Origin of the sequence: Pseudooceanicola endophyticus, from assembly GCF_018760365.1 — a bacterium.
In the GTDB taxonomy this organism is placed as follows: Bacteria; Pseudomonadota; Alphaproteobacteria; order Rhodobacterales; family Rhodobacteraceae; genus Pseudooceanicola; species Pseudooceanicola endophyticus.
The window spans coordinates 82,640-105,997 of record NZ_JAHIAB010000006.1 but is presented as its reverse complement, the minus strand read 5'-3'; the positions used below and the strand labels follow the sequence as shown (position 1 = coordinate 105,997).

At 67.3% G+C, this 23,358-nt stretch carries 21 protein-coding genes; 9 read left to right on the top strand and 12 right to left on the bottom strand.

Features of this window, described 5'->3' with window-relative positions; translation table 11 throughout:
- Positions 1–82: 82 nt before the first annotated feature.
- Both KM176_RS12060 and scpA read left to right on the top strand, forming a co-directional pair.
- Positions 83–970, top strand: a complete 888-nt coding sequence (locus KM176_RS12060) for a hypothetical protein (protein ID WP_160894430.1) — start codon at positions 83–85, stop codon at positions 968–970.
- 69 nt (positions 971–1,039) lie between these two features.
- Positions 1,040–3,169, top strand: coding sequence for a methylmalonyl-CoA mutase (gene scpA / locus KM176_RS12055; RefSeq protein ID WP_160894429.1), 2,130 nt, complete (start codon positions 1,040–1,042; stop codon positions 3,167–3,169).
- 58 nt (positions 3,170–3,227) lie between these two features.
- On the opposite strand, the gene KM176_RS12050 is transcribed toward scpA, so the two are convergent.
- On the bottom strand, positions 3,228–3,869 hold the full coding sequence (locus KM176_RS12050; protein WP_160894428.1) for a TetR/AcrR family transcriptional regulator: 642 nt from the start codon (positions 3,867–3,869) through the stop codon (positions 3,228–3,230).
- A gap of 193 nt (positions 3,870–4,062) precedes the next feature.
- On the opposite strand from KM176_RS12050, the gene KM176_RS12045 reads away from it, so the two are divergent.
- From KM176_RS12045 to KM176_RS12030, 4 genes are all read left to right on the top strand, one after another.
- Positions 4,063–4,548: a GNAT family N-acetyltransferase gene (locus tag KM176_RS12045; protein WP_160894433.1), complete on the top strand. Its 486-nt coding sequence runs from the start codon at positions 4,063–4,065 to the stop codon at positions 4,546–4,548.
- A gap of 61 nt (positions 4,549–4,609) precedes the next feature.
- Positions 4,610–5,290 carry a molecular chaperone DjiA gene (locus KM176_RS12040; protein WP_160894427.1) on the top strand — a complete coding sequence of 227 codons (681 nt, stop codon included), beginning with the start codon at positions 4,610–4,612 and terminating at the stop codon, positions 5,288–5,290.
- A 13-nt stretch (positions 5,291–5,303) separates the two neighbouring features.
- Complete coding sequence (locus tag KM176_RS12035; protein ID WP_160894426.1) at positions 5,304–6,326, top strand: endonuclease/exonuclease/phosphatase family protein; 1,023 nt, start codon at positions 5,304–5,306, stop codon at positions 6,324–6,326.
- Between the two features lie 77 nt (positions 6,327–6,403).
- Positions 6,404–6,814, top strand: coding sequence for a hypothetical protein (locus KM176_RS12030; protein WP_202397813.1), 411 nt, complete (start codon positions 6,404–6,406; stop codon positions 6,812–6,814).
- Between the two features lie 15 nt (positions 6,815–6,829).
- Here KM176_RS12030 and KM176_RS12025 read toward each other — a convergent pair whose 3' ends face one another.
- From KM176_RS12025 to KM176_RS12010, 4 genes are read right to left on the bottom strand one after another with little or no spacing between them, the layout of a single operon-like run.
- Positions 6,830–8,383 carry a Ppx/GppA family phosphatase gene (locus KM176_RS12025; RefSeq protein WP_160894425.1) on the bottom strand — a complete coding sequence of 518 codons (1,554 nt, stop codon included), beginning with the start codon at positions 8,381–8,383 and terminating at the stop codon, positions 6,830–6,832.
- Between the two features lie 51 nt (positions 8,384–8,434).
- Positions 8,435–10,615, bottom strand: coding sequence for an RNA degradosome polyphosphate kinase (locus KM176_RS12020; protein ID WP_160894424.1), 2,181 nt, complete (start codon positions 10,613–10,615; stop codon positions 8,435–8,437).
- Positions 10,616–10,665: 50 nt separating this feature from the next.
- Entirely contained in the window at positions 10,666–11,379 is a 714-nt protein-coding gene (locus KM176_RS12015) for a P-loop NTPase family protein (RefSeq protein ID WP_160894423.1), read from the bottom strand.
- Positions 11,380–11,382: 3 nt separating this feature from the next.
- Positions 11,383–12,465 (bottom strand): AI-2E family transporter, encoded by a 1,083-nt coding sequence (locus tag KM176_RS12010; RefSeq protein ID WP_160894422.1) that lies wholly within the window; start codon positions 12,463–12,465, stop codon positions 11,383–11,385.
- Positions 12,466–12,611: 146 nt separating this feature from the next.
- Here KM176_RS12010 and proS point away from each other — a divergent pair, with 146 nt between their 5' ends.
- Entirely contained in the window at positions 12,612–13,949 is a 1,338-nt protein-coding gene (proS, locus tag KM176_RS12005) for a proline--tRNA ligase (RefSeq protein ID WP_160894421.1), read from the top strand.
- Between the two features lie 154 nt (positions 13,950–14,103).
- On the opposite strand, the gene KM176_RS12000 is transcribed toward proS, so the two are convergent.
- The 6 genes from KM176_RS12000 to KM176_RS11975 form a co-directional block, all read right to left on the bottom strand.
- On the bottom strand, positions 14,104–15,036 hold the full coding sequence (locus KM176_RS12000; protein ID WP_160894420.1) for a 2-hydroxyacid dehydrogenase: 933 nt from the start codon (positions 15,034–15,036) through the stop codon (positions 14,104–14,106).
- A 64-nt stretch (positions 15,037–15,100) separates the two neighbouring features.
- Positions 15,101–16,240: a rod shape-determining protein RodA gene (rodA, locus tag KM176_RS11995; RefSeq protein ID WP_160894419.1), complete on the bottom strand. Its 1,140-nt coding sequence runs from the start codon at positions 16,238–16,240 to the stop codon at positions 15,101–15,103.
- Complete coding sequence (gene mrdA / locus KM176_RS11990) at positions 16,237–18,180, bottom strand: penicillin-binding protein 2 (protein ID WP_160894418.1); 1,944 nt, start codon at positions 18,178–18,180, stop codon at positions 16,237–16,239. The genes rodA and mrdA overlap by 4 nt, the downstream gene beginning before the upstream one ends.
- The gene (locus KM176_RS11985; protein ID WP_160894417.1) at positions 18,177–18,725 is read right to left on the bottom strand and encodes a rod shape-determining protein MreD; all 549 of its coding nucleotides are present in this window, start codon (positions 18,723–18,725) and stop codon (positions 18,177–18,179) included. The genes mrdA and KM176_RS11985 overlap by 4 nt, the downstream gene beginning before the upstream one ends.
- Positions 18,718–19,650, bottom strand: coding sequence for a rod shape-determining protein MreC (gene mreC / locus KM176_RS11980; protein WP_160894416.1), 933 nt, complete (start codon positions 19,648–19,650; stop codon positions 18,718–18,720). Before mreC ends, KM176_RS11985 begins: the two co-directional genes overlap by 8 nt.
- A gap of 96 nt (positions 19,651–19,746) precedes the next feature.
- Positions 19,747–20,793: a rod shape-determining protein gene (locus tag KM176_RS11975; RefSeq protein WP_160894415.1), complete on the bottom strand. Its 1,047-nt coding sequence runs from the start codon at positions 20,791–20,793 to the stop codon at positions 19,747–19,749.
- A 218-nt stretch (positions 20,794–21,011) separates the two neighbouring features.
- Here KM176_RS11975 and KM176_RS11970 point away from each other — a divergent pair, with 218 nt between their 5' ends.
- Positions 21,012–21,785 (top strand): 23S rRNA (adenine(2030)-N(6))-methyltransferase RlmJ, encoded by a 774-nt coding sequence (locus KM176_RS11970; protein ID WP_160894414.1) that lies wholly within the window; start codon positions 21,012–21,014, stop codon positions 21,783–21,785.
- 12 nt (positions 21,786–21,797) lie between these two features.
- Here KM176_RS11970 and KM176_RS11965 read toward each other — a convergent pair whose 3' ends face one another.
- Complete coding sequence (locus KM176_RS11965; protein ID WP_202397812.1) at positions 21,798–22,202, bottom strand: acyl-CoA thioesterase; 405 nt, start codon at positions 22,200–22,202, stop codon at positions 21,798–21,800.
- Between the two features lie 225 nt (positions 22,203–22,427).
- Here KM176_RS11965 and KM176_RS11960 point away from each other — a divergent pair, with 225 nt between their 5' ends.
- Positions 22,428–23,357, top strand: a complete 930-nt coding sequence (locus KM176_RS11960; RefSeq protein WP_160894413.1) for a DUF808 domain-containing protein — start codon at positions 22,428–22,430, stop codon at positions 23,355–23,357.
- Position 23,358 lies beyond the last annotated feature (1 nt).

Below are 23,358 nucleotides of genomic sequence, written 5' to 3'. Positions count from 1 at the left end.
GAGGGGCGCGGACATCTGCCGGCGGATGCGGGGCATTTGTCTCGGATTTGCGGGTTAAGCGCTTCGTGAGGGGGCGGGCGGCATGATCGCCGCTCTTCCCTTCGCGGGGCCGCGCCCCCTGGCCCTGCCGCTGGCAAAGGCCCGGGCCCTGATGGACGTGATCCTGCATATCGGCGCGCATCGCACCGCGACGACCTCTTTCCAGTCCTACCTGCGGACCCTGCGCGGCCCGCTTGAGGCCCGCGGCATTGCCGTCTGGGATCCCCGCCGCACCCGCAACGGCGTGCTGACCGGGGTGCAGCCGGTGCCCGGGCCGGTGCCGCCGCAAAAGCAGTTCGACCATGCGCGGGGCCGCATCGCGCTGAACCTAGAGGCGCTGCGCCGCAAGGGCCGTGATCAGCTTCTGGTCAGCGACGAGAACATGCTGGGCGCGCCGCGCGCGGCCTTGCGGGCGGGGATGCTCTATCCCGATGCCGGGGCCCGCATCGCCCGCCACCTGGAAGCCTTCGGTGGCGAGGTGAGCCGGCTGGTCCTCTCGGTGCGGGGGCTGGAAGCCTGGTGGACCTCCTGCCTGCACTACGCGCTGGACCGGGGCCATGCCGCCCCCGATGCGGCGCTGTTGCAGCAGCTGGCGGCCAGCCCCCGCAGCTGGCGCAGCGTGATCGAGGAGATTGCCGCCGCCGCTCCGGGGACCGAGCTGCTGGTGATGCCGCACGAGGGCTATGCCGGCGATCCGGCGGCCCGGCTGAACGTCATGCTGGGGCGCAGCGATGCGCCTGCGCCGCAGATGCCGGGCTGGCTCAACCGCAGCCCCTCGGTGGCGGGCCGGGACCTGCCGCTGACGCAGGGCCGCTGGCAGCCCTTCGCGCCCGCGCAAGGCGCGGCGCTGGAACAGACCGACCGGGGCGACCTGGCCTGGCTTCGGGCCGGGGCAGGGACCCTCGCCCGCTATCGGCCCCACGGGGCCTAGACCACGACAGGAGGCGTGCCCGGGGACGGGAGGATCATCGTCCGGGGCCGCAGCAGAGAGGACAGTGCGATGACGGAGAAGACCGACGCCTGGGAAGCCCGGGCCGCCAAGGAACTGCGCGGGCGCCCGCTGGAAGAGCTGACCTGGCACACGCTGGAAGGCATCGACGTGAAACCCCTCTATACGGAGGCGGACACTGAGGGCCTGGCGCACATGGGCACCCTGCCCGGCGAGGGGCCCTTCACGCGCGGCGTGCGCTCCACCATGTACGCCGGGCGGCCCTGGACGATCCGGCAATATGCCGGTTTCTCCACGGCGGAGGAAAGCAATGCCTTCTACCGCCGCAACCTGGCGGCGGGGCAGCAGGGTGTCTCGGTCGCCTTCGATCTGGCGACCCACCGTGGCTATGACAGCGACCACCCCCGCGTGGTGGGCGATGTCGGCAAGGCGGGCGTTGCCATCGATTCGGTCGAGGACATGAAGATCCTGTTCGAGGGGATCCCCCTCGACAAGGTGTCGGTCTCCATGACGATGAACGGTGCGGTGATCCCGATCCTGGCCAGTTTCATCGTCACCGGAGAGGAGCAGGGCCATGACAGGGCGGTGCTCTCGGGGACCATCCAGAACGACATCCTGAAGGAGTTCATGGTCCGCAACACCTACATCTATCCGCCCGAACCCTCGATGCGGATCATCGCGGACATCATCGAGTATACCTCGAACGAGATGCCGAAATTCAACTCCATCTCGATCTCCGGCTACCACATGCAGGAGGCGGGCGCGAACCTGGTGCAGGAGCTGGCCTATACGCTGGCGGATGGTCGGGAATACGTGCGTGCTGCGATCAGCGCCGGGATGGACGTGGACAAGTTCGCCGGTCGGCTCAGCTTCTTCTTCGCCATCGGCATGAACTTCTTCATGGAGATTGCCAAGCTGCGCGCCGCGCGCACGCTTTGGTACCGCGTGATGACCGATTTCGGCGCCCAGAAGGAGGGCTCGAAGATGCTGCGCACGCATTGCCAGACCTCGGGTGTGTCGTTGCAGGAGCAGGATCCCTACAACAACGTCATCCGCACCGCCTACGAGGCGATGAGCGCGGTTCTGGGCGGCACCCAGTCGCTGCACACCAATGCGCTGGACGAGGCGATCGCGCTGCCCACCGATTTCTCGGCCCGCATCGCGCGCAACACCCAGCTGGTGCTGCAGGAAGAGACCGGGGTGACCAAGGTGGTCGATCCGCTGGCGGGCTCCTACTACATCGAGAGCCTGACCAATGATCTGGTCGAGAAGGCCTGGGCCCTGATGCAGGAGGTCGAGGAGATGGGCGGCATGACCAAGGCCGTCGCCTCGGGGATGCCGAAGCTCAGGATCGAGGAAAGCGCGGCCAGGCGTCAGGCGATGATCGACCGGGGCGAAGAGGTCATCGTCGGCGTCAACAAGTACCGCAAGGACAAGGAAGACCCGATCGACATTCTGGATGTCGACAACATGAAGGTCCGCGACAGCCAGATTGCCCGGCTGGAGCAGATCCGCGCGACCCGCGATGCGGCGGCCTGCCAGGCAGCCCTGGACGAGGTGACGCGGCGCGCGAAGGAAGGTGGCAACCTGCTTGAGGCGGCGGTGGAGGCCGCGCGTGCCCGGGCGACCGTGGGGGAAATCAGCATGGCAATGGAGAAGGAATTCGGCCGGCACCGGGCCGAGGTGAAGACCCTCGCCGGGGTCTACGGCGCCGCCTACGAGGGCGATGCGGATTTCGCGGCCATCCAGAAATCGGTGGAGGACTTCGCCGAGGAAGAGGGGCGCCGGCCGCGGATGCTGGTGGTCAAGATGGGCCAGGACGGCCATGACCGCGGCGCCAAGGTGATCGCCACGGCCTTTGCCGACATCGGCTTCGACGTGGATGTCGGCCCGCTGTTCCAGACGCCCGAGGAAGCCGCGCAGGACGCGGTGGACAACGACGTCCACGTGGTCGGCATCAGCTCCCAGGCGGCGGGGCACAAGACCCTGGCGCCGCAGCTGATCGAGGCGCTGAAGGCCAAGGACGCGGGCGATATCCTGGTGATCTGCGGCGGGGTGATCCCGCATCAAGACTACGATTTCCTGAAGAAGGCCGGGGTGAAGGCGATCTTCGGGCCGGGCACCAACATCCCCTCTGCGGCGCAGGACATCCTGCAACTGATCCGCGCCGCCCGGGGCTGATCCACGGGGCGTCCGGGGTGCAGACCTCGGGCGCCGTCTCGCGGTGCCGGAAGGCCCCTCAGGCCGGGACGGGATCGGGGCGCAGCCCGCGGAGCGTCGTCTGCACGATGGTGTCGGCGGCGGTGTCGTAATCGGCCCGCTTGAGCTTCTTCACCTCAAGCGTATGGGCGGCCATGATCTCGAAATCGGCATAGTACTGGGCGGCGGACCAGAGCGTGATCATCAGGTGGCGCGGATGCACCGGGCGGATCAGGCCGCGCGCGATCCAGGCCTCCAGCACCTCGACGGGGCGCAGCATGCCGACGCGCATCAGCTCGCGGTCCTCGGGGGTCAGGTAGGGGCCGCCGGCCAGGATCTCGGTCGCGAAGACGCGGGTCTCGTCGGGGAAGCGGCGGGAATGCTCCAGCTTGGCGCGCACATAGGCCTCCAGCGCCTCGAAGGGATCGCGCTCTTCGCTCAGGTGGTCCAGCGCGACGGTCCAGTTGGTCAGCAGCCGCCGCAGGATCGATCTGTAGATCTCGGCCTTGGAGCCGAAGTAGTAGTACACATTGGCCTTGGGCAGTCCCGCAGCCTCCGCGATCTCTGAGATGCGGGTGCCTTCGAAGCCCTTGCGCGCGAACAGCCGGGTCGCGGCGTCGCTGATCAATGCCTCGTTGCGGGCACGGATGCGGAGTTCTGGGTCGGACGCCTTTGCGCTCATGTCGGGTCTGCCTTTCAACTTGTCCCGATCCTGTCGCGACACCCGCCCCGCGTCCAGACGGGAACTGACGCAACCGTCAGCTTTCTTCCCGTCAAGGATGAATTTCGGGCAGGCGACGCGGGTGCATGTCTTGCCATTCCCGGGCCGCTTTGGAACATGAAGCGATCCGACGCAGGAGGCCGAAATGAGCCCGATCATCCGCCCCGCAACCCTTGCCGACCATCCCCGCATCCTGGAGATCTGGCACCCGGTCTATCGTGACACCACCATCACCTTCGCCTCGGTCGAAAAGACCCCGGAGACGCTGGTCACCTATATCGACAGCCGCCGTGCCGCGGGGCGCGAGTTCTTCGTGGCCGAGGTGGACGGCCAGGTCCTGGGCTTTGCCACCTACGACCAGTTCCGCGGCGGCGACGGCTATGCCTGGGCGATGGAACACACGATCATCCTGTCCCCCGAGGGGCGCGGCCACGGTCTGGGCCGGGCGCTGATGGGCGCGGTCGAGGATCACGCCCGCGCCGCCGGGGCGCATGTGATGATCGCCGGCGTCTCGGGCGAGAACCCGGTGGGCGTCGCCTTCCACGCCGCCGTCGGCTACGAGGAAACCGGCCGGATGCCGCAGGTCGGGCGCAAGTTCGATCGCTGGCTTGAACTGGTGCTCATGCAGAAGTTTCTCTGAACCGGAAGAATTGCGGCGATGCCGCGCTGACAGCGCCGCGCCGCCGCGATAAACTGGCCCCATGTCGATCTGGTCCCGCATCTCAGAAGCCTTGAAAGCACTGGCGAAGGGCGAATCCCTTTCCCATGTCTTCGAGAAGCTGCGCACGCCGCCCGAACGCTCGGTCGCGTTCACCATTGCCGTGGTGGCGCTTGGCGCCAAGATGGCCAAGGCCGATGGCCGTGTCACCCGCAACGAGGTCTCGGCCTTCCGCGAGGTGTTCCAGATCGCCCCGGGCGACGAGGCCGGCGCGGCGCGGGTCTTCAACCTTGCCCGTCAGGACGTCGCCGGATTCGAGGAATATGCCGAGCGGATCGCCGGCATGTTCGGCCCCGATGCCGAGGTCCTTGAGGACCTGATGGAGGGGCTGTTCCACATCGCGCTGGCCGATGGCGACTACCACGACGCCGAAGATGCTTTCCTGACCCGCGTGGCCGAGATCTTTCGTATCGATCCTGCGCATTTCCAGCGGATGCGGGCGCGCTTCGTGCCGCAGGCGCGCTGCGATGCCTACACGATCCTGGGGCTGACCCCCGGCGCCACCATGCAGGAGGCGCGCTCGGCCTGGCGCCAGGCCGTGCGTGAAAGCCACCCGGACACGATGATGGCCCGCGGCCTGCCGCCCGAGGCGATCAAGCTGGCGGAAAGACGGATGGCGGATATCAACCGCGCCTGGGAAGAGATCCAGAGCGCCCACGTCTGACAGGGCAGGGACCATGCGCCTGGCCACCTACAATGTCGAATGGTTCGACGCGCTTTTCGATGATGCCGGTCATCTGCAGATGGATGATCGCTGGTCGCGGCGCCGGGACGTGACCCGCGCCCAGCAGGCCGAGGCCCTTGGGATGGTCTTCACCGCGCTCGATGCCGATGCGATCATGGTGATCGAGGCCCCCGACGACAGCCTGCACCGCTCCACCACCCGCGCGCTGGAACATTTCGCCCGCGCCTTCTCGTTGCGGGCGCGCAAGGCGGTGATCGGCTTTGCCAACGAGACCCAGCAGGAGATCGCGCTGCTCTACGATCCCGACAGGCTGAAGGTGGCCCATGTGCCGGGCGAAAGCCGCGCCGCGCCGCGCTTTGACGAGGTGTTCCGCATCGATCTGGATGTCGATGCGGTGGAGGACGAGGTGGTCTTCTCAAAGCCGCCGCTGGAGCTGTCGGCGCTGAGCGAACGGGGCCGCAGCTTCATGATGATCGGCGCGCATCTGAAATCGAAGGCCCCCCATGGCGCCCAGGACGCGGCCTCGGCGATGCGGCTGTCGATTGCCAACCGGCGCAAGCAGCTGGCCCAGGCGATCTGGCTGCGTCGCCGGCTGGTCGCGCTGATGGAGGCGGGCGAGAGCGTGATGCTGATGGGCGATCTGAACGATGGCCCGGGCCTGGACGAATACGAACACCTCTTCGGGCGCTCCTCGGTCGAGATCCTGCTGGGAGACGAGACCGGCGACAGTTCCTCTTCGGGGCCCTGCCTCTACGATCCCCATGCGGCCCAGGTCTTTGCCCGCCGCTTCCAGGCGCCGCCCACCAGCGCGCGCTTCCACATCGCCAGCGAGGGGCGCTACCTTCAGGCGCTGCTGGATTACATCATGGTCTCGGACGACCTGGCGCAGCTGAAGCCCGCGTGGCGGATCTGGCACCCGTTCGACGACCCGGCCTGCTGGCGCGCGCCAGAGTTGCAGCGCGCGCTGCTGCTGGCCTCGGACCATTTCCCGGTGACGCTGGACATCGACCTTTAGGAAAGCTCCGGCAGATGTGTCGGCATGTCATCGCCGCCGGGCTTTGGCCGGGCGCCGGAAGGGCCTATATTGGCGCCATGAAACGCATCGTCCTTGTCACGCTTCTTGCCCTGCCGCTTGCCCAGCCCGTTCTGGCGCAGGACGTCCCCGCCGATCCCGCGCCGCAGGCCACGCCCGGGGCGCCGGGGCCCGATGCCGCTCCGGACAAGGGGCCTTCGAAGATGGAACGCGGCTTGCAGCTGTTCATGGACGGGCTGTCGGACAGCTGGGGCGATCTGGCGGACAAGGCCGGGCCCAAGGTGATGGAGTTCTTCCAGCAGTTCGGCCCCGCCCTGAAAGAGGCCATCGGCAAGGTCGGCGACCTGTCGAACTACGAGCCCCCGGTGGTGCTGCCCAACGGCGACATCCTGATCAAGCGCAAGGAGGGCGCGCCGCAGTACCTGCCGCCCGTCCCCGGTCAGCGCGAGGACGGCTCGGTCGATCTGTGACGCCGCGCGGCGGGATCATTCCTTTGCGGGGGCCATCTTCAGGGCCACCTCGGCCTCCAGCGCATTGGCCAGAGACTTGAAGCGCGCCTCGGCGACCTCTCCGTAAAGCGGCCAGGCGGCTTCGGCCAGTTCCAGCTCAAGCACCTTCTTCTTCGGATACCAGTTCAGCTGGCCGATGCCGGCGTCCTTCTCGGGCCAGATCATCGCGCCGAAACGCATCGCCTTGCCGAGAATCTCGGCCTGCTTGATGTCGTCTTCCGACAGGAGGCCGATCAGCTCTTCGAACTGGGTGCCCTCGCGCTTGTTCTTGTAGCGGTGCAGCAAGGCCAGCCCCAGGAAGACCCGTTCGGAATGGCGCAGCCCGCCCAGGTTGGCGCGGGTGGAATTGTCGAAGCAGACCTCGGCGCGGTAGTCGGGATGGGCGCGCCAGGTGACGTCGTGCAGCAGGCAGGCGGCCTTTACCAGGCGCATCCGCTCGGGGCGGACATGGCGGAAGATCGGCTGGATGAAGTTGAACAGCGTGCGCCCGAAACCGGGGTGGCGGCTGTCCTTAAGCTCCGCGAAGCGGCAGGATTCGATCAGCGGATCGCGGTCGCGCAGGTCCTGGGGCATCTGCTGGTACAGCATCCCCTCGCGGATCCCGTAGGAGGACACGGCGATGTCATGCGGCTTGAACTGGCGCAGCACCTCCAGCAGCACCTCGCAGGCCAGCGGCACCAGCGACATTCTGGAATTCGAGATGTTGCAGCGCTTGCGCAGCGCATCGAGGTCCTCGCCTTCGATGAACTTCACCGTCTCGCGGATCGCGGTGGTGCTCATGCGGTATTCGTGCAGCACATGCAGCGGGTAGCCGCGCCGTTCCATGTCGATGCGGGCGATGGCGCGCCAGCTGCCGCCGACCAGGAACAGCCGGTTGCGGTCCAGCCCGATGACCGAGGCCAGCTTCTCGACCTCGGCCTTGATGTAGTCCTTGCGGCCCTTCTTGCCCCCGGGCACGTCCTGAAGCTTCAGCGGCCCCAGCTGAGAGGTCTCGCGCTCTCCGACCTTTCCGTCGCGGATCCGCGCGATCTCCATGGAGCTGCCGCCGATGTCGCAGACCAGCCCGTAGGAGCCCGGCCAGCCCAGCAGCACGCCCTGCGCCGACAGCCGCGCCTCTTCGCGCCCGTCGATCACGTGGATCTTCAGGCCGGTCTTCTGGAACACCTCGGCGATGAATTCGGGCCCGTCACTGGCTTCGCGCACGGCGGCGGTGGCGACGGTGGTCAGGGGTGCGGCATCCATGCCGGCCGCCAGCAGCTGGAAGCGGTGGATCGCGGCCAGCGCGCGGCGGCGCCCCTCGGGGTTCAGCCGGCCGGTTTCCGACAGGCCGGCACCCAGTCCGCACATGATCTTTTCATTGAAGAAATAGGCCGGACTGCGCGCCGCGCCGTCGAAGACCACCATGCGCACGGAATTCGAACCCACATCCACAACGCCGACCCGCGTCAGCGCGCGGGTCTTCGGGTCGTTGAAGAGCGGACGCCCGAACGGCCCCCAGTCCGGGGCTTGCTGAACGTTGTCTCCATCCATGGGCAGACCTCTTGTAGCTGACCCGGTTATGCCCGCGCAGCCGGGGCGCGGTCAACCGGCCTGAAGTTCCCGTGTCAATTCGGGCACATCCGCCGCACCGGCACTGCCGCGCCCGGACAGCGAGGGGTTCTCCATGAAGAAACGGTGGCAGTTGAAGGCGGTTCCGTCGCGCGGGAAATCGGCGCGCAGGAACTGGCCGTCGGGCTGCATCACCCAGCTCTGTTCCTGGTCGTGCAGGTTGGCGGCCATGATCTGGCGGACGATCTGGTCCTTCACGGTCTGGTTCTTGGCCTCGACCAGGGTCTCGACCCGGCGGTTGAGGTTGCGCCCCATCCAGTCGGCGGAAGAGAAGAACACCCGCGCCTCCTTCGAGGGCAGCCCGCCGCCATTGCCAAAGCACACGATGCGGCTGTGTTCCAGGAACCGCCCGACGATGCTTTTCACCCGGATGTTGGGCGACAGCCCCGCGATCCCGGGCCTCAGGCCGCAAATGCCCCGGATCACCAGGTCGATCTTCACCCCGGCCTGGCCGGCAGCATAGAGCGCGTCGATCACGTCGGGCTCAATCAGCGCATTCATCTTGGCCCAGATCTGCGCCGGGCGCCCGGCACGGGCATGATCCGCCTCCTCTCCGATCATCCGGATCAGGTCGTCCTTCAGCGTCAGAGGCGAGATCGAGAGCGTCTCCAGCCGTTCCGGCTGGGCATAGCCCGAGAGGTAGTTGAAGACCCGGGTGGCATCGCGGCCCAGCTCTTCCTCGCAGGTGAAGAAGGACAGGTCGGTGTAGATCCGCGCGGTGATCGGGTGGTAATTGCCGGTGCCGAAATGGGTGTAGGTGACCAGCCGGTCGCCTTCGCGGCGCACCACGCTGGAGATCTTGGCATGGGTCTTCCAGTCGACGAAACCGTAGACCACATGGGCGCCGGAGCGTTCCAGCCGGCGCGACTGGCGGATATTGGCGGCCTCGTCGAAACGCGCCTTCAGCTCGACCAGCGCGGTCACCGACTTGCCGTCCTCGGCTGCCTCGCAGAGCGCCTCGACGATGGGGCTGTCCTTCGAGGTCCGGTAGAGCGTCTGCTTGATCGCCAGCACGTCGGGGTCCCGCGCCGCCTGCTGGAGGAAGCGCACCACCATGTCGAAGGTCTCGTAGGGGTGGTGCAGCAGCATGTCCTTCTGGCGGATCGCCGCGAAGACGTCACCCTCGTGATCCTGGACGCGTTCCGGCACGCGGGGGGTGAACTTGGGCCAGAGCAGGTCGGGGCGCGAGTCCAGCACCAGCTCCGAGAGCGCCGAGATGCCGATCAGCCCGTCGACCTCGATCACCTCGTCGCCCCAGACCTTCAGCTCGCGCATGATGACGGTCTTCAGCGGCTCGGGCGCCCCGGAGGAGATCTTCAGCCGCACCACCTCGCCGCGGCGGCGGCGCTTCAGGGCGGTCTCGAATTCGCGCACCAGGTCCTCGGCCTCTTCCTCGACCTCGAGGTCGCTGTCGCGCAGCACCCGGAAGGTGCAGGCGCCGATGTCGCGATAGCCGGGGAACAGCCGTTCCAGATGCACCTTCAGCAGCTCTTCCAGCGGCAGGAAGCGGTTCTGCCCGGGCTCGGAGGGCAGGGCGACGAAACGGTCGATCTGGGCCGGGATCGGCAGCAGCGCCTGCAGGGGGCGGCGGTCGCGCTTGCGTTCCAGCTGCAGCGCCAGGCAGAAGCCCATGTTGGGAATGAAGGGGAAGGGATGCGCCGGGTCGATGGCCAGCGGCGAGAGCACCGGGAAGACCTTTTGCAGGAAATAGGTGCCGAGAAAGTCCAGATCCGCCTCGGTCAGGTCCTCGCTGGTCAGGATGGCGATGCCTTCACCCTGCATCAGCCCGCGCAGGGCGCGCAGCACGCCCTGCTGGCGCTCCATCAGGCAGCGGGCGTTCTCGTTGATGCGCACCAGCTGCTCTGCCGGGGTCAGCCCGTCGATCGAGGGGTTGGTGTTGCCGGCCTTGGCCAGTTCGCGCAGGCCGGCGACGCGCACGGTGTAGAATTCATCCAGGTTGGTGGCGCTGATCGACAGGAAGCGCAGCCGTTCCAGAAGCGGCACGCCGGGGTTCTCGGCCTCTTCCAGCACGCGCCAGTTGAAGCCCAGCCAGCTGAGTTCACGGTTGAAGAAGCGCGCCGGCGCGGTCGGGTCCAGGTCCGGCAGGGTGACCGGGGCCGGGACGGGGGTATTGAGGAAATCTGCGTCGATCATGGGGCGCTTCTTGCAGGCAAATGTAACGGACTCTTAACGTTCCCGGCAGTCTAGGACTGCGGCGGGTCATTATCCAGCCGTGCGAGGACCCGCGCCGCCATGGCCCGGGTGACCGGGCGCTGCTCGGCCAGGGATTGGGCGTCGAGCGCGGCTGCGATCCGGCGCGCCGCCTCGAAGGAGCGCTCCATCCGCACCAGCAGGAACGGGATCACGTCCTTGGCGGGCAGGATCTGGCGATCGGCGAACAGCTTGACCAGCAGGCCGCCCAGCAGCCGGTCGTCGGGGGCCTCGAGCTTGACGACCGGGCAGGCCTGCATCCGGCTGGCCAGGTCCGGCAACCGCAAGGGCCAGCGCGCCGGGGGCAGCCGGTCGGTGACCAGCAGGGTCTGCCCCTCGGCCAGCAGCAGGTTGTGCAGGTGCAGCAGCGCCTCTTCCGGGGCGGGGTGCCCGGCGATCCGGGCCACGTCCTCCACCGCGACGGGCCCGTGGGCCAGGGCGGCGATATCGGCCCCGGGCAACGCCCGGGCGGGCAGCACGGTGGCGCGGCTGTCGGTGGCCCAGATCCGGGTCAGGTGGGTCTTGCCGGACCCGGGCGGCCCGCACAGCGCCAGCTTTCCCGCCGCCCAGCCCATCGGCCAGCTTTCCAGCAGCGCGAAGGCGATCCGGTTGCCGGGCCCGAGGATGAAATCCGCCCGCCCCATCGCCGCCGCGGGGGCGGGCAGATCAAGCGGGCGTTGCGGGGACGGATCGTCGGCGGCGGCCATGGCTCAGTTGGGCTGGTCCAGATCGTCCGGTTTCAGGGTGGTGCCGCGATACAGGCTGGAGCCGGTGTACTGGCGCACCATGAACCGCGCGAGCACCCCGATGGCGGCGGCCAGCGGCACGGCGGCCAACATGCCGACGAAGCCGAACAGCGTGCCGAAGACCGACAGCGCGAAGATCAGCCAGACCGGGTGCAGCCCGACCGAACCGCCGACCAGCTTGGGCGTCAGGAAGTTGCCCTCGGTCACCTGGCCCAGGGCGAAGATGCCGGCGATGATGCCGATGTGCAGCCAGTCGCCCCAGAACTGGAACAGCGCGATGCCGATGGCAAGCGCACCGCCCAGCAGCGCGCCGACGTAGGGGATGAAGGTGATCAGCCCGGCGAAGGCGCCGATCACCAGACCGAACTGCAAGCCCGCCAGCATCAGCGCGATGGCGTAATAGGTGCCCAGGATCAGGCAGACGGACCCCATGCCGCGGATGAAGCCCGCCAGCGTGTTGTCGATGTCGCGGGCCAGCTGGCGGATCGTGGGGGCATGGTCGCGCGGCAAGAGCGAGTCGATCTCGGCCACCATGTTGTCCCAGTCATACAGCATGTAGAAGGCCACCACCGGCACGATCACGAAAAGCATCATGATGTTGATGAAGCTGCCGACCGAGGAGAGCGCGGTGTTCAGCAGCTCTCCGCCCTTGGACTGGATGGTGCTGCCCACGGCGGACAGGCTCTCTCGCAGGACGGAATCCTGGTTCTGGAGGTCCGGGAAATGCCGGCTGAGGAAGTTCTGGAGGTTCTGGAACAGCTGCGGCGCGGTGTCGAACAGCTGGATCGCCTGGTTCAGCCCGGCGGGCACCACCATCAGCGCCAGCAGCACGAAGATCACCACGGCGCCCAGGGTGATGATCGCGGTCGCCAGCGTGCGCGAGGCACCAAGGCGTTGCAGCCGGTCGGCCACGGGATCGAGGAAATAGGCGATCGCCATGCCCAGGAGGAAGGGCATGATCACGCTGCCCAGCCACCACATCATCAGGAGGAAGACCGCGGCGGCGATGCCCCAGTATTTCAGTTGCTTGCGAACGGGCAGGGTCAAGGCGGATCTCCGGGTTTTCCCAGTATCATGCGTCGGTGGCCCGGATTTTCAAGCAGATCGGGGCCCGGCAGGCGGCGGAAGGCCATTGCCGGGGCGCGCGCGCTTGAATAAACCGGCTGGGACCAAAGCTGAAAGGCCCCCGAGACATGCGACTGTCGCGCTATTTCCTGCCCGTTCTCAAGGAGACGCCCGCCGAGGCGCAGATTGCCAGCCACCGCCTGATGCTGCGGGCCGGCATGATCAAGCAGTCCTCCGCGGGCATCTATTCCTGGCTGCCCATGGGCTTCAAGATCCTGCGCAAGCTGGAAAACATCGTCCACGAGGAGCAGATCCGCGCGGGCCATATCCCGATGCTGATGCCGACCCTGCAATCGGCAGAACTGTGGCGGGAATCCGGGCGTTACGACGCCTACGGCCCCGAGATGCTGCGTTTCAAGGACCGCCAGGACCGCGAGATGCTCTATGGCCCGACCAACGAGGAGGCCATCACCGACATCTTCCGCGCCCACGTCAACAGCTACAAGGATCTGCCTCTGACCCTGTACCAGGTGCAGTGGAAGTTCCGTGACGAGATGCGCCCCCGCTTCGGCGTCATGCGTGGCCGCGAGTTCTTCATGAAGGACGGCTACAACTTCGACCTGACCCAGGAAGATGCGCTGCACGCCTACAACCGTCACCTGGTCAGCTACCTGCGCACCTACGAGCGCATGGGGCTTCAGGCGATTCCGATGCGCGCGGATTCCGGCCCGATCGGCGGCGAGAACACCCACGAGTTCCTCGTGCTGGCCGAAACCGGCGAGTCGGAAGTGTTCTATGACAGCCAGATCACCGAGCTGACCTTCGGCGACCGCGAGATCGACTACGACTCGCGCGAGCAATGCCAGGCGGTGCTGGAAGAGTTCACCTCGCGCTATGCCCGCACCGACGAGACCCATGACGAGGCGATCTTCGCCGAGGTCCCCGAGGAGCGCCGCCGCACCGCGCGCGGCATCGAGGTCGGCCAGATCTTCTACTTCGGCACCAAGTATTCCGAGGCCATGGGCGCCACGGTGCAGGGGCCGGACGGCAAGCCGGTGCCGGTGCACATGGGCAGCCACGGGATCGGCGTGTCGCGCCTGATCGGCGCCATCATCGAGGCCAACCACGACGACAAGGGCATCATCTGGCCGGAAGGCGTCACGCCCTTCCATGTCGGCATCGTCAACCTCAAGCAGGGCGACGAGGAGGCCGATGCGGCCTGCGAGAGCCTTTACAAGGCCTTCGAGGCCAAGGGGCTGGAGCCGCTTTACGATGACCGCAACGAACGCGCGGGCGGCAAGTTCGCCACCATGGACCTGATCGGCCTGCCCTGGCGCATCACCGTGGGTCCGCGCGGCCTGAAGGCCGGCGTGGTCGAGCTGACCTGCCGCCGCACCGGCGAGAGCGAGGAACTGAGCCCCGAGGCCGCGATCGAGAAGGTTGCCGGGATCTACGCCGCGCTCTGAGCGTCGCGCTGCCGGAGGGCGCCTCCGGCGGGCATATTTGGGGAAAGATGAAGGGGCGGGGCGCAGGACCTGCCCCTTTTGCCTGTGGCGGCGTTGTGAAGCCCGTTTTTGGGGAAAGATGAAGGCGGGGCGCGGGGGCCCCGGCCTTCGGGGCTCAGTAACCGCGGGTGCGGTCGACCTGGTAGAGGAAGGGCTCCTTGGCCTCGCCGCGGCGGATGTTCTCCGCGATCACCCGGGCGGCGGTGAGGGCGCGGGTCTCGGCGGCGATATGGGGGCTGACGGTGATCCGGGGATGGCCCCAGAACGGGTGGTCGCGGGGCAGCGGTTCCTCTCGGAAGACGTCGAGGGTGGCGCGGTGGAGCTGGCCGCTGTCGAGCGCCGCCACCAGATCGGCATCGACCACGAGGGGGCCGCGCCCGGGGTTCAGCAGGCAGGCGCCCTTGGGCAGCAGGGCCAGGGTCTCGGCATTGATCAGGTCGCGGGTGCCCTCGGTCAGGGGCAGCAGCAGCACCAGGATCTGCGCGCTGGAGAGCGCCTGTTTCAGCCCCTCGGGGCCGGAGAGGGTGGTGAGGCCTGAAACCTCCTTCGGGGTGCGGCTCCAGCCGGTGACGGGGAAGCCGAGGCGGGCGAGGGATTTCGCGCAGGCCTGGCCCAGCTCTCCGAGGCCCAGCACGGTCACGGGGCGTTCCTGCGCCAGCGGCGGCACCTTCTGGATCCATTCGCCCGACTGGTGATCGAGGAAGAAGTCGATGTCGAGGTGATGGCGCAGCGCATGGCCGGTCACCCATTCCACCATCCCCGAGGTCATGCCCGGATCGACCATCCGGCACAGCGGCTGGATGAGGGTGGTGTTGGGCACGATCTTCTCGACCCCGGCCCAGAGGCTGAGCACCGCCTTGCAGTTCACGTAGGGGGTGAAGTCCTGAAGGTCGGATTTCGGCGCGTAGACGATGTAGTCCACCGTTTCGGGGGCGTGGTCGGTGCGCAGGTCGATGTCGGAGAGGCCGGCGCGGTCGAAGGCGGCGCGCAGGGGGGCCTCGTAGCTGTCCCATCCCGGGGAGCGGGAGGCGAAGAGAACGTTGATCATATATCTTTCCTTGGCCGGATCGGCGCGACCCTAGCAGGGCGCGCCGCAGGGGCAACCGGAAGACCTAGCGCGGGCGGTGGACGTGGGCGCTTTGCACCAGTCCGAAGGCCAGCATCAGCACCAGCATGGCCGATCCGCCGTAGCTGACCAGCGGCAGCGGCACGCCGACCACCGGCGCCAGCCCCATCACCATCGACATGTTGACCGCGAAGAACAGGAAGAAGGTCACCGCCACGCCCAGCGTCAGCAGCGCCGCATAGCGGTTCTGGTTGCTCATGGCGGAGTGGATGCAGAACAGGATGATCAGCGCGTAGAGCGTCAGCAGGGAGATCCCGCCGATGAAGCCGAATTCCTCGGCCAGCGAGGTGAAGATGAAGTCGGTGTGCTTTTCGGGCAGGAAGTTCAGCCGCGACTGGGTGCCCTGCATGTAGCCGCGTCCCGTCCAGCCGCCCGAGCCGAGGGCGATCTTCGACTGGGTGATGTGGTAGCCCGCGCCGAGCGGATCCTTCGAGGGGTCCAGGAAGGTGTCGATGCGGCGGAACTGGTAGTCGTGCAGCAGCTGCCAGCTGGTGCCGCGGCTTTCGAAGACGGTCCAGACGAGGCCGACGGCGGCGCCGATGACGGTGGCGAAATAGGCCCAGTGGACACCGGCCAGGAACATCACCGCGCCGCCCCCGGTCAGCAGCAGGATCGCGGTGCCGAGGTCGGGCTGCTTGATCACCAGGAAGGTCGGCACTAGGATGATCAGCACCGGGATCAGCACCCAGAACGGATGGCTGACCTTGCGCTGCGGCAGCCAGTCGTAATAGGCGGCCAGGAACATCACGAGGGAGATCTTCATCAGCTCGGAGGGTTGCAGCTGCATGAAGCCGATGTCGATCCAGCGCTGCGCCCCCATGCCGATGGTGCCGAACATCTCGACCGCGATCAGCAGCACCAGCGATATCGCATAGGCCAGACCCGAGATGTTGCGCCAGAACCAGACCGGCACCATGCCGACGATGAACATCACCGCCAGGCCCAGGCCGAAACGCTCCATCTGGGGTTCCGCCCAGCGGCCGATATTGCCGCCGGCCACCGAGTAGAGCTGCAGGAAGCCCACCGAGGCGACCGCCGTCAGCAGCAGCGCCAGCGGCCAGTTCAGGTAGAGGATCTTGCGGAAGCCGGTCGGGGTCGTCTTGACCCGGTACTCTAGATAGCTCATGCGCGCCCCTTGGCATCAAGGTCGATCTGCGGGCGAAGCGCGCGCAGGCGCTCCTGCTGCTGCGCGACCCAGTCGCGGTCCTTGGCGGGATAGGCGTCCAGCGGTGGATCGCCCTTGCAGAGCGCCTGAAGCGTGATGTCGCGGGCGATGGGGGCGGCCACCGAAGAGCCGCCGCTTCCGTGCTCGACCACCACCGCCACGGCGACCTTGGGATCCTCGAAGGGGGCGAAATCGACGAACAGCGCGTGGTCGCGGCGGTTCCAGGGCAGGTCCTGGTTCTTGGTGACGCCGGCGGCGCGTTCGGCGGCGGTGATGTTGCGCACCTGGCTGGTGCCGGTCTTGCCGGCAAGGCGCATGTCCTCGGCGATGATGCGGGCGCCGTAGGCGGTGCCGCGGCGGTTGTTGGAGACCTCGAACATGCCCTGGCGCACGGCGCGCAGACTGCTTTCGGCAATGCCCAGCGATTCGCCCAGACCCGAGGGCTGGTCCTCTCCGTCGACGGCGCGCACCACGCGGGGCGTCACCACGCGCCCGGTCGAGAGCCGCGCCGCCATCACCGCCAGTTGCAGCGGCGAGGCCAGCACGTAGCCCTGGCCGATCGAGGCGTTGATCGTGTCACCGATCAGCCAGTCCTTGTTCTGGTTGGCCCGCTTCCATTCCTTGGTGGGCGCCAGCCCCGTCGCCACCGCCGAAAGCGGCAGGTCGTGCTTGACGCCGATGCCCATGCGTTCCGCCATGGCCGAGATCCGCTCGATCCCGACGCGCGAGCCGAGCTCGTAGAAGAACACGTCGCAGGAGTGCTGAAGCCCGCCCACCACGTCCAGCATCCCGTGGCCGGAGTATTTCCAGCAGTGGAAGCGGCGGTTGGCGACCTCGTAATAGCCGGGGCAGTAGAAATTGGTCGAGGCGTCGATGATGCCGGCCTCAAGTCCCGCCAGCGCCACGACGATCTTGAAGGTGGAGCCGGGCGGATAGAGGCCCTGCACCGACTTGTCCGCCAGCGGGCGGTGATCGTTCTTCATCAGCGCGTTGTAATCGCTTGAGGAAATCCCGCGCACGAAAAGGTTCGGGTCAAAGCTCGGGGCCGAGGCACAGGCCAGGATATCGCCGTTCTCGGTGTCGATCACCACGGCGGCGGCGCTTTCGCCGGCCAGCCGGTTCTGCACGTAGTTCTGCAGCATCACGTCCAGCGTCAGCTGCACGTTGGCGCCGGGGGTGCCGGGCTGGCGGTCAAGCTCTCGCATCACGCGGCCCACGGCGTTCACCTCGACCCGGCGCGAGCCCGCGCTGCCGCGCAGCGCGTCCTCCATCTTGTTCTCAAGGCCGATCTTGCCGATCTGGAAGCGCGGGATCATCAGGACCGGATCGGGGTCCTCGATCTTGGACAGGTCGTAATCCGACACCGGGCCGACATAGCCGACGGTATGGGCGAAATCCTGGTCCAGCGGATAGGCGCGGCTCAGCCCGACCTCGGGGGTGATCCCGGGCAGGGAGGGCGTGTTGACCGCCACCTTGGAGATATCTTCCCAGCTGACACGTTCGGCCACCGTCACCGGCAGGAAGGGCGCGGACCGCTTCATCTCGGTCTTGGCGCGCTCGATGTCGGTGGGGTCGATGGGGATCAGCTCGGCCAGCTTGTCGAGCACGACATCGACGTCCCCGGCATCCTCGCGCACCATGGTGATGCGGTAGGCGGGCTCGTTCTTGGCGACGGGAATGCCGTTGCGGTCAAAGATCTCTCCGCGGGTCGGGGGGATCAGGCGGACGGAAATCCGGTTCTCCTCGGCCAACATGCGGAACTGGTCGGCCTGATCGACCTGAAGGTAATGCATCCGGCCCGCCAGCACGCCCATGAAGCCCAGCTGCACGGTGCCCAGCAGCAGCGCCCGCCGGGAAATCCGGCGCGAGGAGGTCTGGCTGTCCTTGGGGGTCTGTTTCATAGGCGGTGTCCGAGACTGTCCACCTCGCCCACGGCCGCCCTTCGGATGCCGAAGAAGAGGGAGGAGAAGGCGACCATAACCGGCAGGAAGGCGATCGTCATCACCGCCTCGCTCAGCGTCACGACAAGTTGCGGACGGTCGATGAAGAAGACCCCCAGCAGGACCCGGTAGCCGAACAGCACCACCAGCACCGCGATCCCCGCCGAGAACCATTCCCGCAGGATCGAGCGTTCGCGCATGATGCGGGCGCGGCCCTGAAGGCGGGCGGTGGCGATGACGGCCAGCGCGCTCAGCAGGCCCGGGGGGCGCATCTGAAGGAAGTCCGAAAGCAGGAACATCACCGCCACCAGCGGGATCGGCACCAGCTCCGGGCGGCGCAGCGCCCAGGCGAAGGTCAGCGCCAGCATCAGGTTCGGCCCGACCCAGAGGCGCGGTTCGGTCTGCAGCGGCAGCAGCGCGAAGAGGATGATCACCAGGCAGAGCGCCACGTAGACCAGCCGCAGGCCCCAGACGCGCGCGAAGGAGGCGCGGATCGCATCAGCCATTGGGCGGCGCCTTCGGCAGGACCGAATTCGGGGTCGCCTCGGGGGGCAGGGGGACGATCGGGGCGGGGGCATGGGGGCCCACCAGGTCGCCCTCGGCGCCCAGGCTTTCGCCGGTCTTCTGGCGCAGCACGCGCAGGTATTCGAGCCGTTCGTAATCGGCGGCCAGGCGCACCCGCAGGCGGCCCGACTTGTCCTGCGCCACCTGGCCCACCAGCAGGCCGGCCGGGAAGACCCCGCCATCGCCCGAGGTGACGACCCGGTCGCCGGGGCGCACGGTGTCGGTGTTCTCGATGAAATCGAGCGCGGGCGCGGCGGTGTTGTCGCCCATCACCATGGCGCCCTGACCCGAGGGCTGGATGGTCACCGGCAGCCGCGAGGAGACATCGGTCAGCAGCAACACCCGGCTGATGTTCTGCCCGACGCCGGAAATCCGCCCCACCAGCCCGACGCCGTCCATCGCGGCCCAGCCATCGACGATGCCGTCGCGGGTCCCGATGTTGAGCAGCACGCTCTCGCGGTAGGGGGAGCCGCTGTCGGCCATCACCACGCCGGTCACATAGGTCAGCCGGGGGTCCAGCTTGACGTTGTTCAGCTCCAGCAGGCGGGCGTTTTCCTGTTCCAGCTGCAGCGCGGCCTCTTTCCAGGCCTTCATCTGCTGCAGCTCGCGGCGCAGCTCCTGATTCTGGTCGGCCAGGCGCTGGTAGCTCTGGAAGTCGCGCAGCAGGTTCACCGTGCCGGTGACCGGCACCATCACCCAGTCGAAAGAGGGCAGGACGTGGTCGATCACCTGGTTGCGGAAGCGTTCGACGCGCGGGCTGTCGATGCGCCAGACCAGGAAGACGGCGGCCAGCATCACCACGACCACAAGCACGAACAGCCGCCGGAGCGGGGTGATGTAGTCTTCGTTCTGCTTGTCACGTGCCATGAATGCCCTTTCGGACCCGTTCGCGGGGAACGGAAAAACGCGCTCCGCCCCCTTGTTCAGAGGGCGGAGAGGATCTTGTCAGACAGGGTGAGGGCCTCAGCTGTCGTAGTCAATCGCGTGACGCAGCAGCTTCTCGTACTCCAGCGCCTTGCCGGTGCCGAGGGCCACGCAGTTCAGGCTTTCTTCCGCGATCGAGACGCCCAGGCCGGTCTGCTCGCGCAGCGCCAGGTCCAGGTCGCCCAGCAGTGCGCCACCGCCCGTCAGCATCACGCCACGGTCGACGATGTCGGCGGCCAGGTCCGGCGGGGTGGCTTCCAGCGCGGTCATCACCGCTTCGCAGATCTGCTGCACCGGCTCTGCCAGGGCTTCGGCGATCTGCGCCTGGGTGATCTCGATCTCTTTCGGGATGCCGTTCAGCAGGTCGCGACCGCGGATGTGCATCGAGGCGCCACGGCCGTCGTCGGGCATCCGCGCCGTGCCGATGGAGGTCTTGATGCGCTCGGCGGTGGATTCGCCGACCAGCAGGTTCTGCTGGCGCCGCAGGTAGGAGATGATCGCCTCGTCCATGCGGTCACCGCCGACGCGGACCGAACGGGCGTAAACGATGTCGCCCAGCGACAGCACGGCCACCTCGGTGGTGCCGCCGCCGATGTCGACGACCATGTTGCCGGTCGGGTCGGTGATCGGCATGCCGGCCCCGATGGCCGCCGCGATCGGTTCCGCGATCAGGCCCGCGCGGCGGGCGCCGGCGGACAGGACCGACTGGCGGATCGCGCGCTTTTCAACCGGGGTCGCGCCATGGGGCACGCAGACGATGATCTTCGGCTTCGAGAAGGTCGAGCGCTTGTGCACCTTGCGGATGAAGTGCTTGATCATCTCTTCGGCGACGTCGAAATCGGCGATGACGCCTTCGCGCATCGGGCGGATCGCCTCGATGGAGCCGGGGGTGCGCCCCAGCATCAGCTTCGCGTCCTCGCCCACCGCCAGGACCTTCTTCACGCCGTCCTTGACGTGATAGGCCACGACTGAGGGCTCTGACAGGATCACCCCGCGTCCTTTCACATAGACCAGCGTGTTCGCGGTCCCGAGGTCAATCGCCATGTCCGAAGAGAAAATCCCCGGCATCCTGTCGAATAATGCCATGTTGTCGTGCCGTCCCGATGTTTCCGTGCCCCAATTCCAACACACGATTCCCGTGTGTCAGGTACTTGCGAGCCTTATAGGCAAGGCGCACTTTCAGGAAAAGGGGAGGCCGTGGCGGAATAGGCACCATTTTGCCTTGCCTCACGCACGATCACGAGAGATTGCACGCGGGCCGGGCAGGGCTTACCCCCGGTGCCACGCTGTGTCACGGGGGCGCCATGCTATCGTATCAACATATTTACCATGCCGGAAACCCGGCGGATCTTCACAAGCACGCGCTTCTGGCCGTGATGCTGGCGCGGATGACGGAAAAACCCAAGGGCCTGTCCTACCTCGAGACCCATTCGGGCCGCGGGCTCTATGATCTTTCAAGCGCGGAAGCCCTGAAGACCGGTGAGGCCGCCGCCGGGATCGAGGCCCGCGCCGGGGCCTTCGCGCCCGATCACCCCTACATGCAGGCGCTGGCGCGGGTGCGGGCGAAATACGGTGCGACGGCCTATCCCGGCTCTCCTCTGCTGGCCGCGGAACTGCTGCGCCCGGGCGATCCGATGACCCTGGCCGAGCTGCATCCCCAGGAACATGCCGCCCTGGCCAGGACGATGAATTTTCGGGCAAAAGTGCACCGCCAGGACGGCTACGAGATGGCGCTGTCGCTTTGCCCGCCCGATCCGAAGCGCGGGCTGCTGCTGGTCGATCCCAGCTACGAGGTCAAAAGCGAATACGACGCCGTGCCGGCCTTCGTGAAGAAGCTGCACCGCAAGTGGAACGTCGGCGTGGTGGCGATCTGGTATCCGATCCTGAAGGACGGGCGGCACCAGCCGATGCTGCGCGCGCTGGAAAGCCAGACCCTGCCCAAGGTGGTCAAGAGCGAGGTCGCCTTCCCGCCGGTGCGCGACGGCCACGGCATGATCGGCAGCGGCATGTTCGTGATCAACGCGCCCTTCGGCACCCAGGACGAGGCAGAGGGGCTTCAGGCGCTGTTCGGCGCCTGAAAGGTCCTGCGCTTACTCGGCGGCGACGGCGCGGGGCGTGTCGACGGGGCGCGGGCGGCCATCGTCGTCCACGGCGACCATCTTGAACTTTGCCTCGGTGACATGTTCGCGGATGCCGGTGGTGTTGCGGCGGGCCCAGACCTCGATCCGGATGGTCATGGAGGTGCGGCCGACGTGATCGACGGCGGTGTAGACGCAGAGCGTGTCGCCCACCTTCACCGGCTTGCGGAAGATGATCTGGTCGGCGGCAACGGTGACGGTGCGCCCGTTGCAGCGTTCATTGGCGCGCACGGCGGCGGCCAGGTCCATCTGCGACATCACCCAGCCACCGAAGATATCGCCGGCGGCGTTGGTATCGGCGGGCATGGCGAAGGTCCGCAGCGTCAGTTCCATTCCCTCGGGGGTCGTGGACTCCATGGTCTTTCTCCTTGTCGTTCCCTCCGTTGCGCTCCAGATAGAGCGCGACACCGGGTCGCGGCAACCCTGGCCCGCGCAAGGGAGCCATGCGCCAGGCGGCAGCCAGCCTCCGGAACTTGCACGTTATTTCCGCTCTTCTGACCCTGGGCGGGAACAGGATCGCGCGGCTTCGCGTTTTCAGGGTCTTGGCAGACGGGCCCCGGCGGGCCGCAGAGAGGAAATGGCATGAGCGGACTTCTGGCGCTACTCGATGACGTGGCGGCAATCGCCAAGGTGGCGGCGGCGTCGGTCGATGACGTGATGGGCCAGGCCGTGAAGGCTTCGGGCAAGGCCGCGGGGGCGCTGATCGACGATGCGGCGGTCAGCCCGAAATACGTCCATGGCTTCACCCCCGACCGCGAGATCCCGATCGTCGCCAAGATCGCCGGCGGTTCCATCGTCAACAAGCTGGTGATCCTGCTGCCGATCTGCCTTTTGCTGGCGAATTTCGCACCCTGGGCGATCTCTCCGCTGCTGATGCTGGGTGGCGCCTACCTGAGCTTCGAGGGCGCCGAGAAGGTCTGGCACGCCCTGCATCCCGCCCCCCACGGCGAGGCGGAGGCCGAGGCGGGCTCTCCTCATGGGCTGGAAGAGGCCAAGGTGAAGGGGGCGATCAAGACCGACTTCATCCTCTCGGCCGAGATCATGACGATCACGCTGTCGGCGCTGCCCCAGGACATGAACGTCTGGAAAGAGGCCGGGGCGCTGGCCATCGCGGGCATCCTGATCACCATCGCCGTCTACGGTGCGGTGGCGGTCATCGTGAAGGCCGATGACGCCGGGTTGGTGCTGGCCGAGAAGGGCCGCCTGGCGCTGACCCGCAAGCTGGGTCGGGGGATCGTGCAGGGTATGCCGAAGTTCCTCAGCCTGCTGATGGTGGTGGGCACGGCGGCGATGATCTGGGTCGGCGGCTCGATCATCGTGCACGGGCTGCATGACCTGGGCTGGGGCCTGCCCTACGAAACCATTCACCACCTCGCCGAAGCCGCGGCCCATGCGGTGCCGGTGGCCTCGGGCGCCGTGAACTGGATCGTCACGGCGGCCTGCGACGGCGTGGTCGGGCTGGCGCTTGGCGCGGTGATCGTCACCGTCCTCGGCCTGTTCCGGCGGGGCTGAG

Coding starts and splice junctions, on each gene's coding strand:
- scpA (WP_160894429.1), top strand. CDS start 1,040: ATGACGGAGAAGACCGACGCCTGGGAAGCCCGGGCCGCCAAGGAACTG.
- KM176_RS11965 (WP_202397812.1), bottom strand. CDS start 22,202: ATGGAGTCCACGACCCCCGAGGGAATGGAACTGACGCTGCGGACCTTC.
- mreC (WP_160894416.1), bottom strand. CDS start 19,650: ATGGCACGTGACAAGCAGAACGAAGACTACATCACCCCGCTCCGGCGG.
- KM176_RS12025 (WP_160894425.1), bottom strand. CDS start 8,383: ATGGATGGAGACAACGTTCAGCAAGCCCCGGACTGGGGGCCGTTCGGG.
- KM176_RS12050 (WP_160894428.1), bottom strand. CDS start 3,869: ATGAGCGCAAAGGCGTCCGACCCAGAACTCCGCATCCGTGCCCGCAAC.
- KM176_RS12030 (WP_202397813.1), top strand. CDS start 6,404: ATGAAACGCATCGTCCTTGTCACGCTTCTTGCCCTGCCGCTTGCCCAG.
- KM176_RS12000 (WP_160894420.1), bottom strand. CDS start 15,036: ATGATCAACGTTCTCTTCGCCTCCCGCTCCCCGGGATGGGACAGCTAC.
- KM176_RS12015 (WP_160894423.1), bottom strand. CDS start 11,379: ATGGCCGCCGCCGACGATCCGTCCCCGCAACGCCCGCTTGATCTGCCC.
- proS (WP_160894421.1), top strand. CDS start 12,612: ATGCGACTGTCGCGCTATTTCCTGCCCGTTCTCAAGGAGACGCCCGCC.
- KM176_RS11975 (WP_160894415.1), bottom strand. CDS start 20,793: ATGGCATTATTCGACAGGATGCCGGGGATTTTCTCTTCGGACATGGCG.
- rodA (WP_160894419.1), bottom strand. CDS start 16,240: ATGAGCTATCTAGAGTACCGGGTCAAGACGACCCCGACCGGCTTCCGC.
- KM176_RS11985 (WP_160894417.1), bottom strand. CDS start 18,725: ATGGCTGATGCGATCCGCGCCTCCTTCGCGCGCGTCTGGGGCCTGCGG.
- KM176_RS11960 (WP_160894413.1), top strand. CDS start 22,428: ATGAGCGGACTTCTGGCGCTACTCGATGACGTGGCGGCAATCGCCAAG.
- KM176_RS11970 (WP_160894414.1), top strand. CDS start 21,012: ATGCTATCGTATCAACATATTTACCATGCCGGAAACCCGGCGGATCTT.
- KM176_RS12040 (WP_160894427.1), top strand. CDS start 4,610: ATGTCGATCTGGTCCCGCATCTCAGAAGCCTTGAAAGCACTGGCGAAG.
- KM176_RS12060 (WP_160894430.1), top strand. CDS start 83: ATGATCGCCGCTCTTCCCTTCGCGGGGCCGCGCCCCCTGGCCCTGCCG.
- KM176_RS12035 (WP_160894426.1), top strand. CDS start 5,304: ATGCGCCTGGCCACCTACAATGTCGAATGGTTCGACGCGCTTTTCGAT.
- mrdA (WP_160894418.1), bottom strand. CDS start 18,180: ATGAAACAGACCCCCAAGGACAGCCAGACCTCCTCGCGCCGGATTTCC.
- KM176_RS12020 (WP_160894424.1), bottom strand. CDS start 10,615: ATGATCGACGCAGATTTCCTCAATACCCCCGTCCCGGCCCCGGTCACC.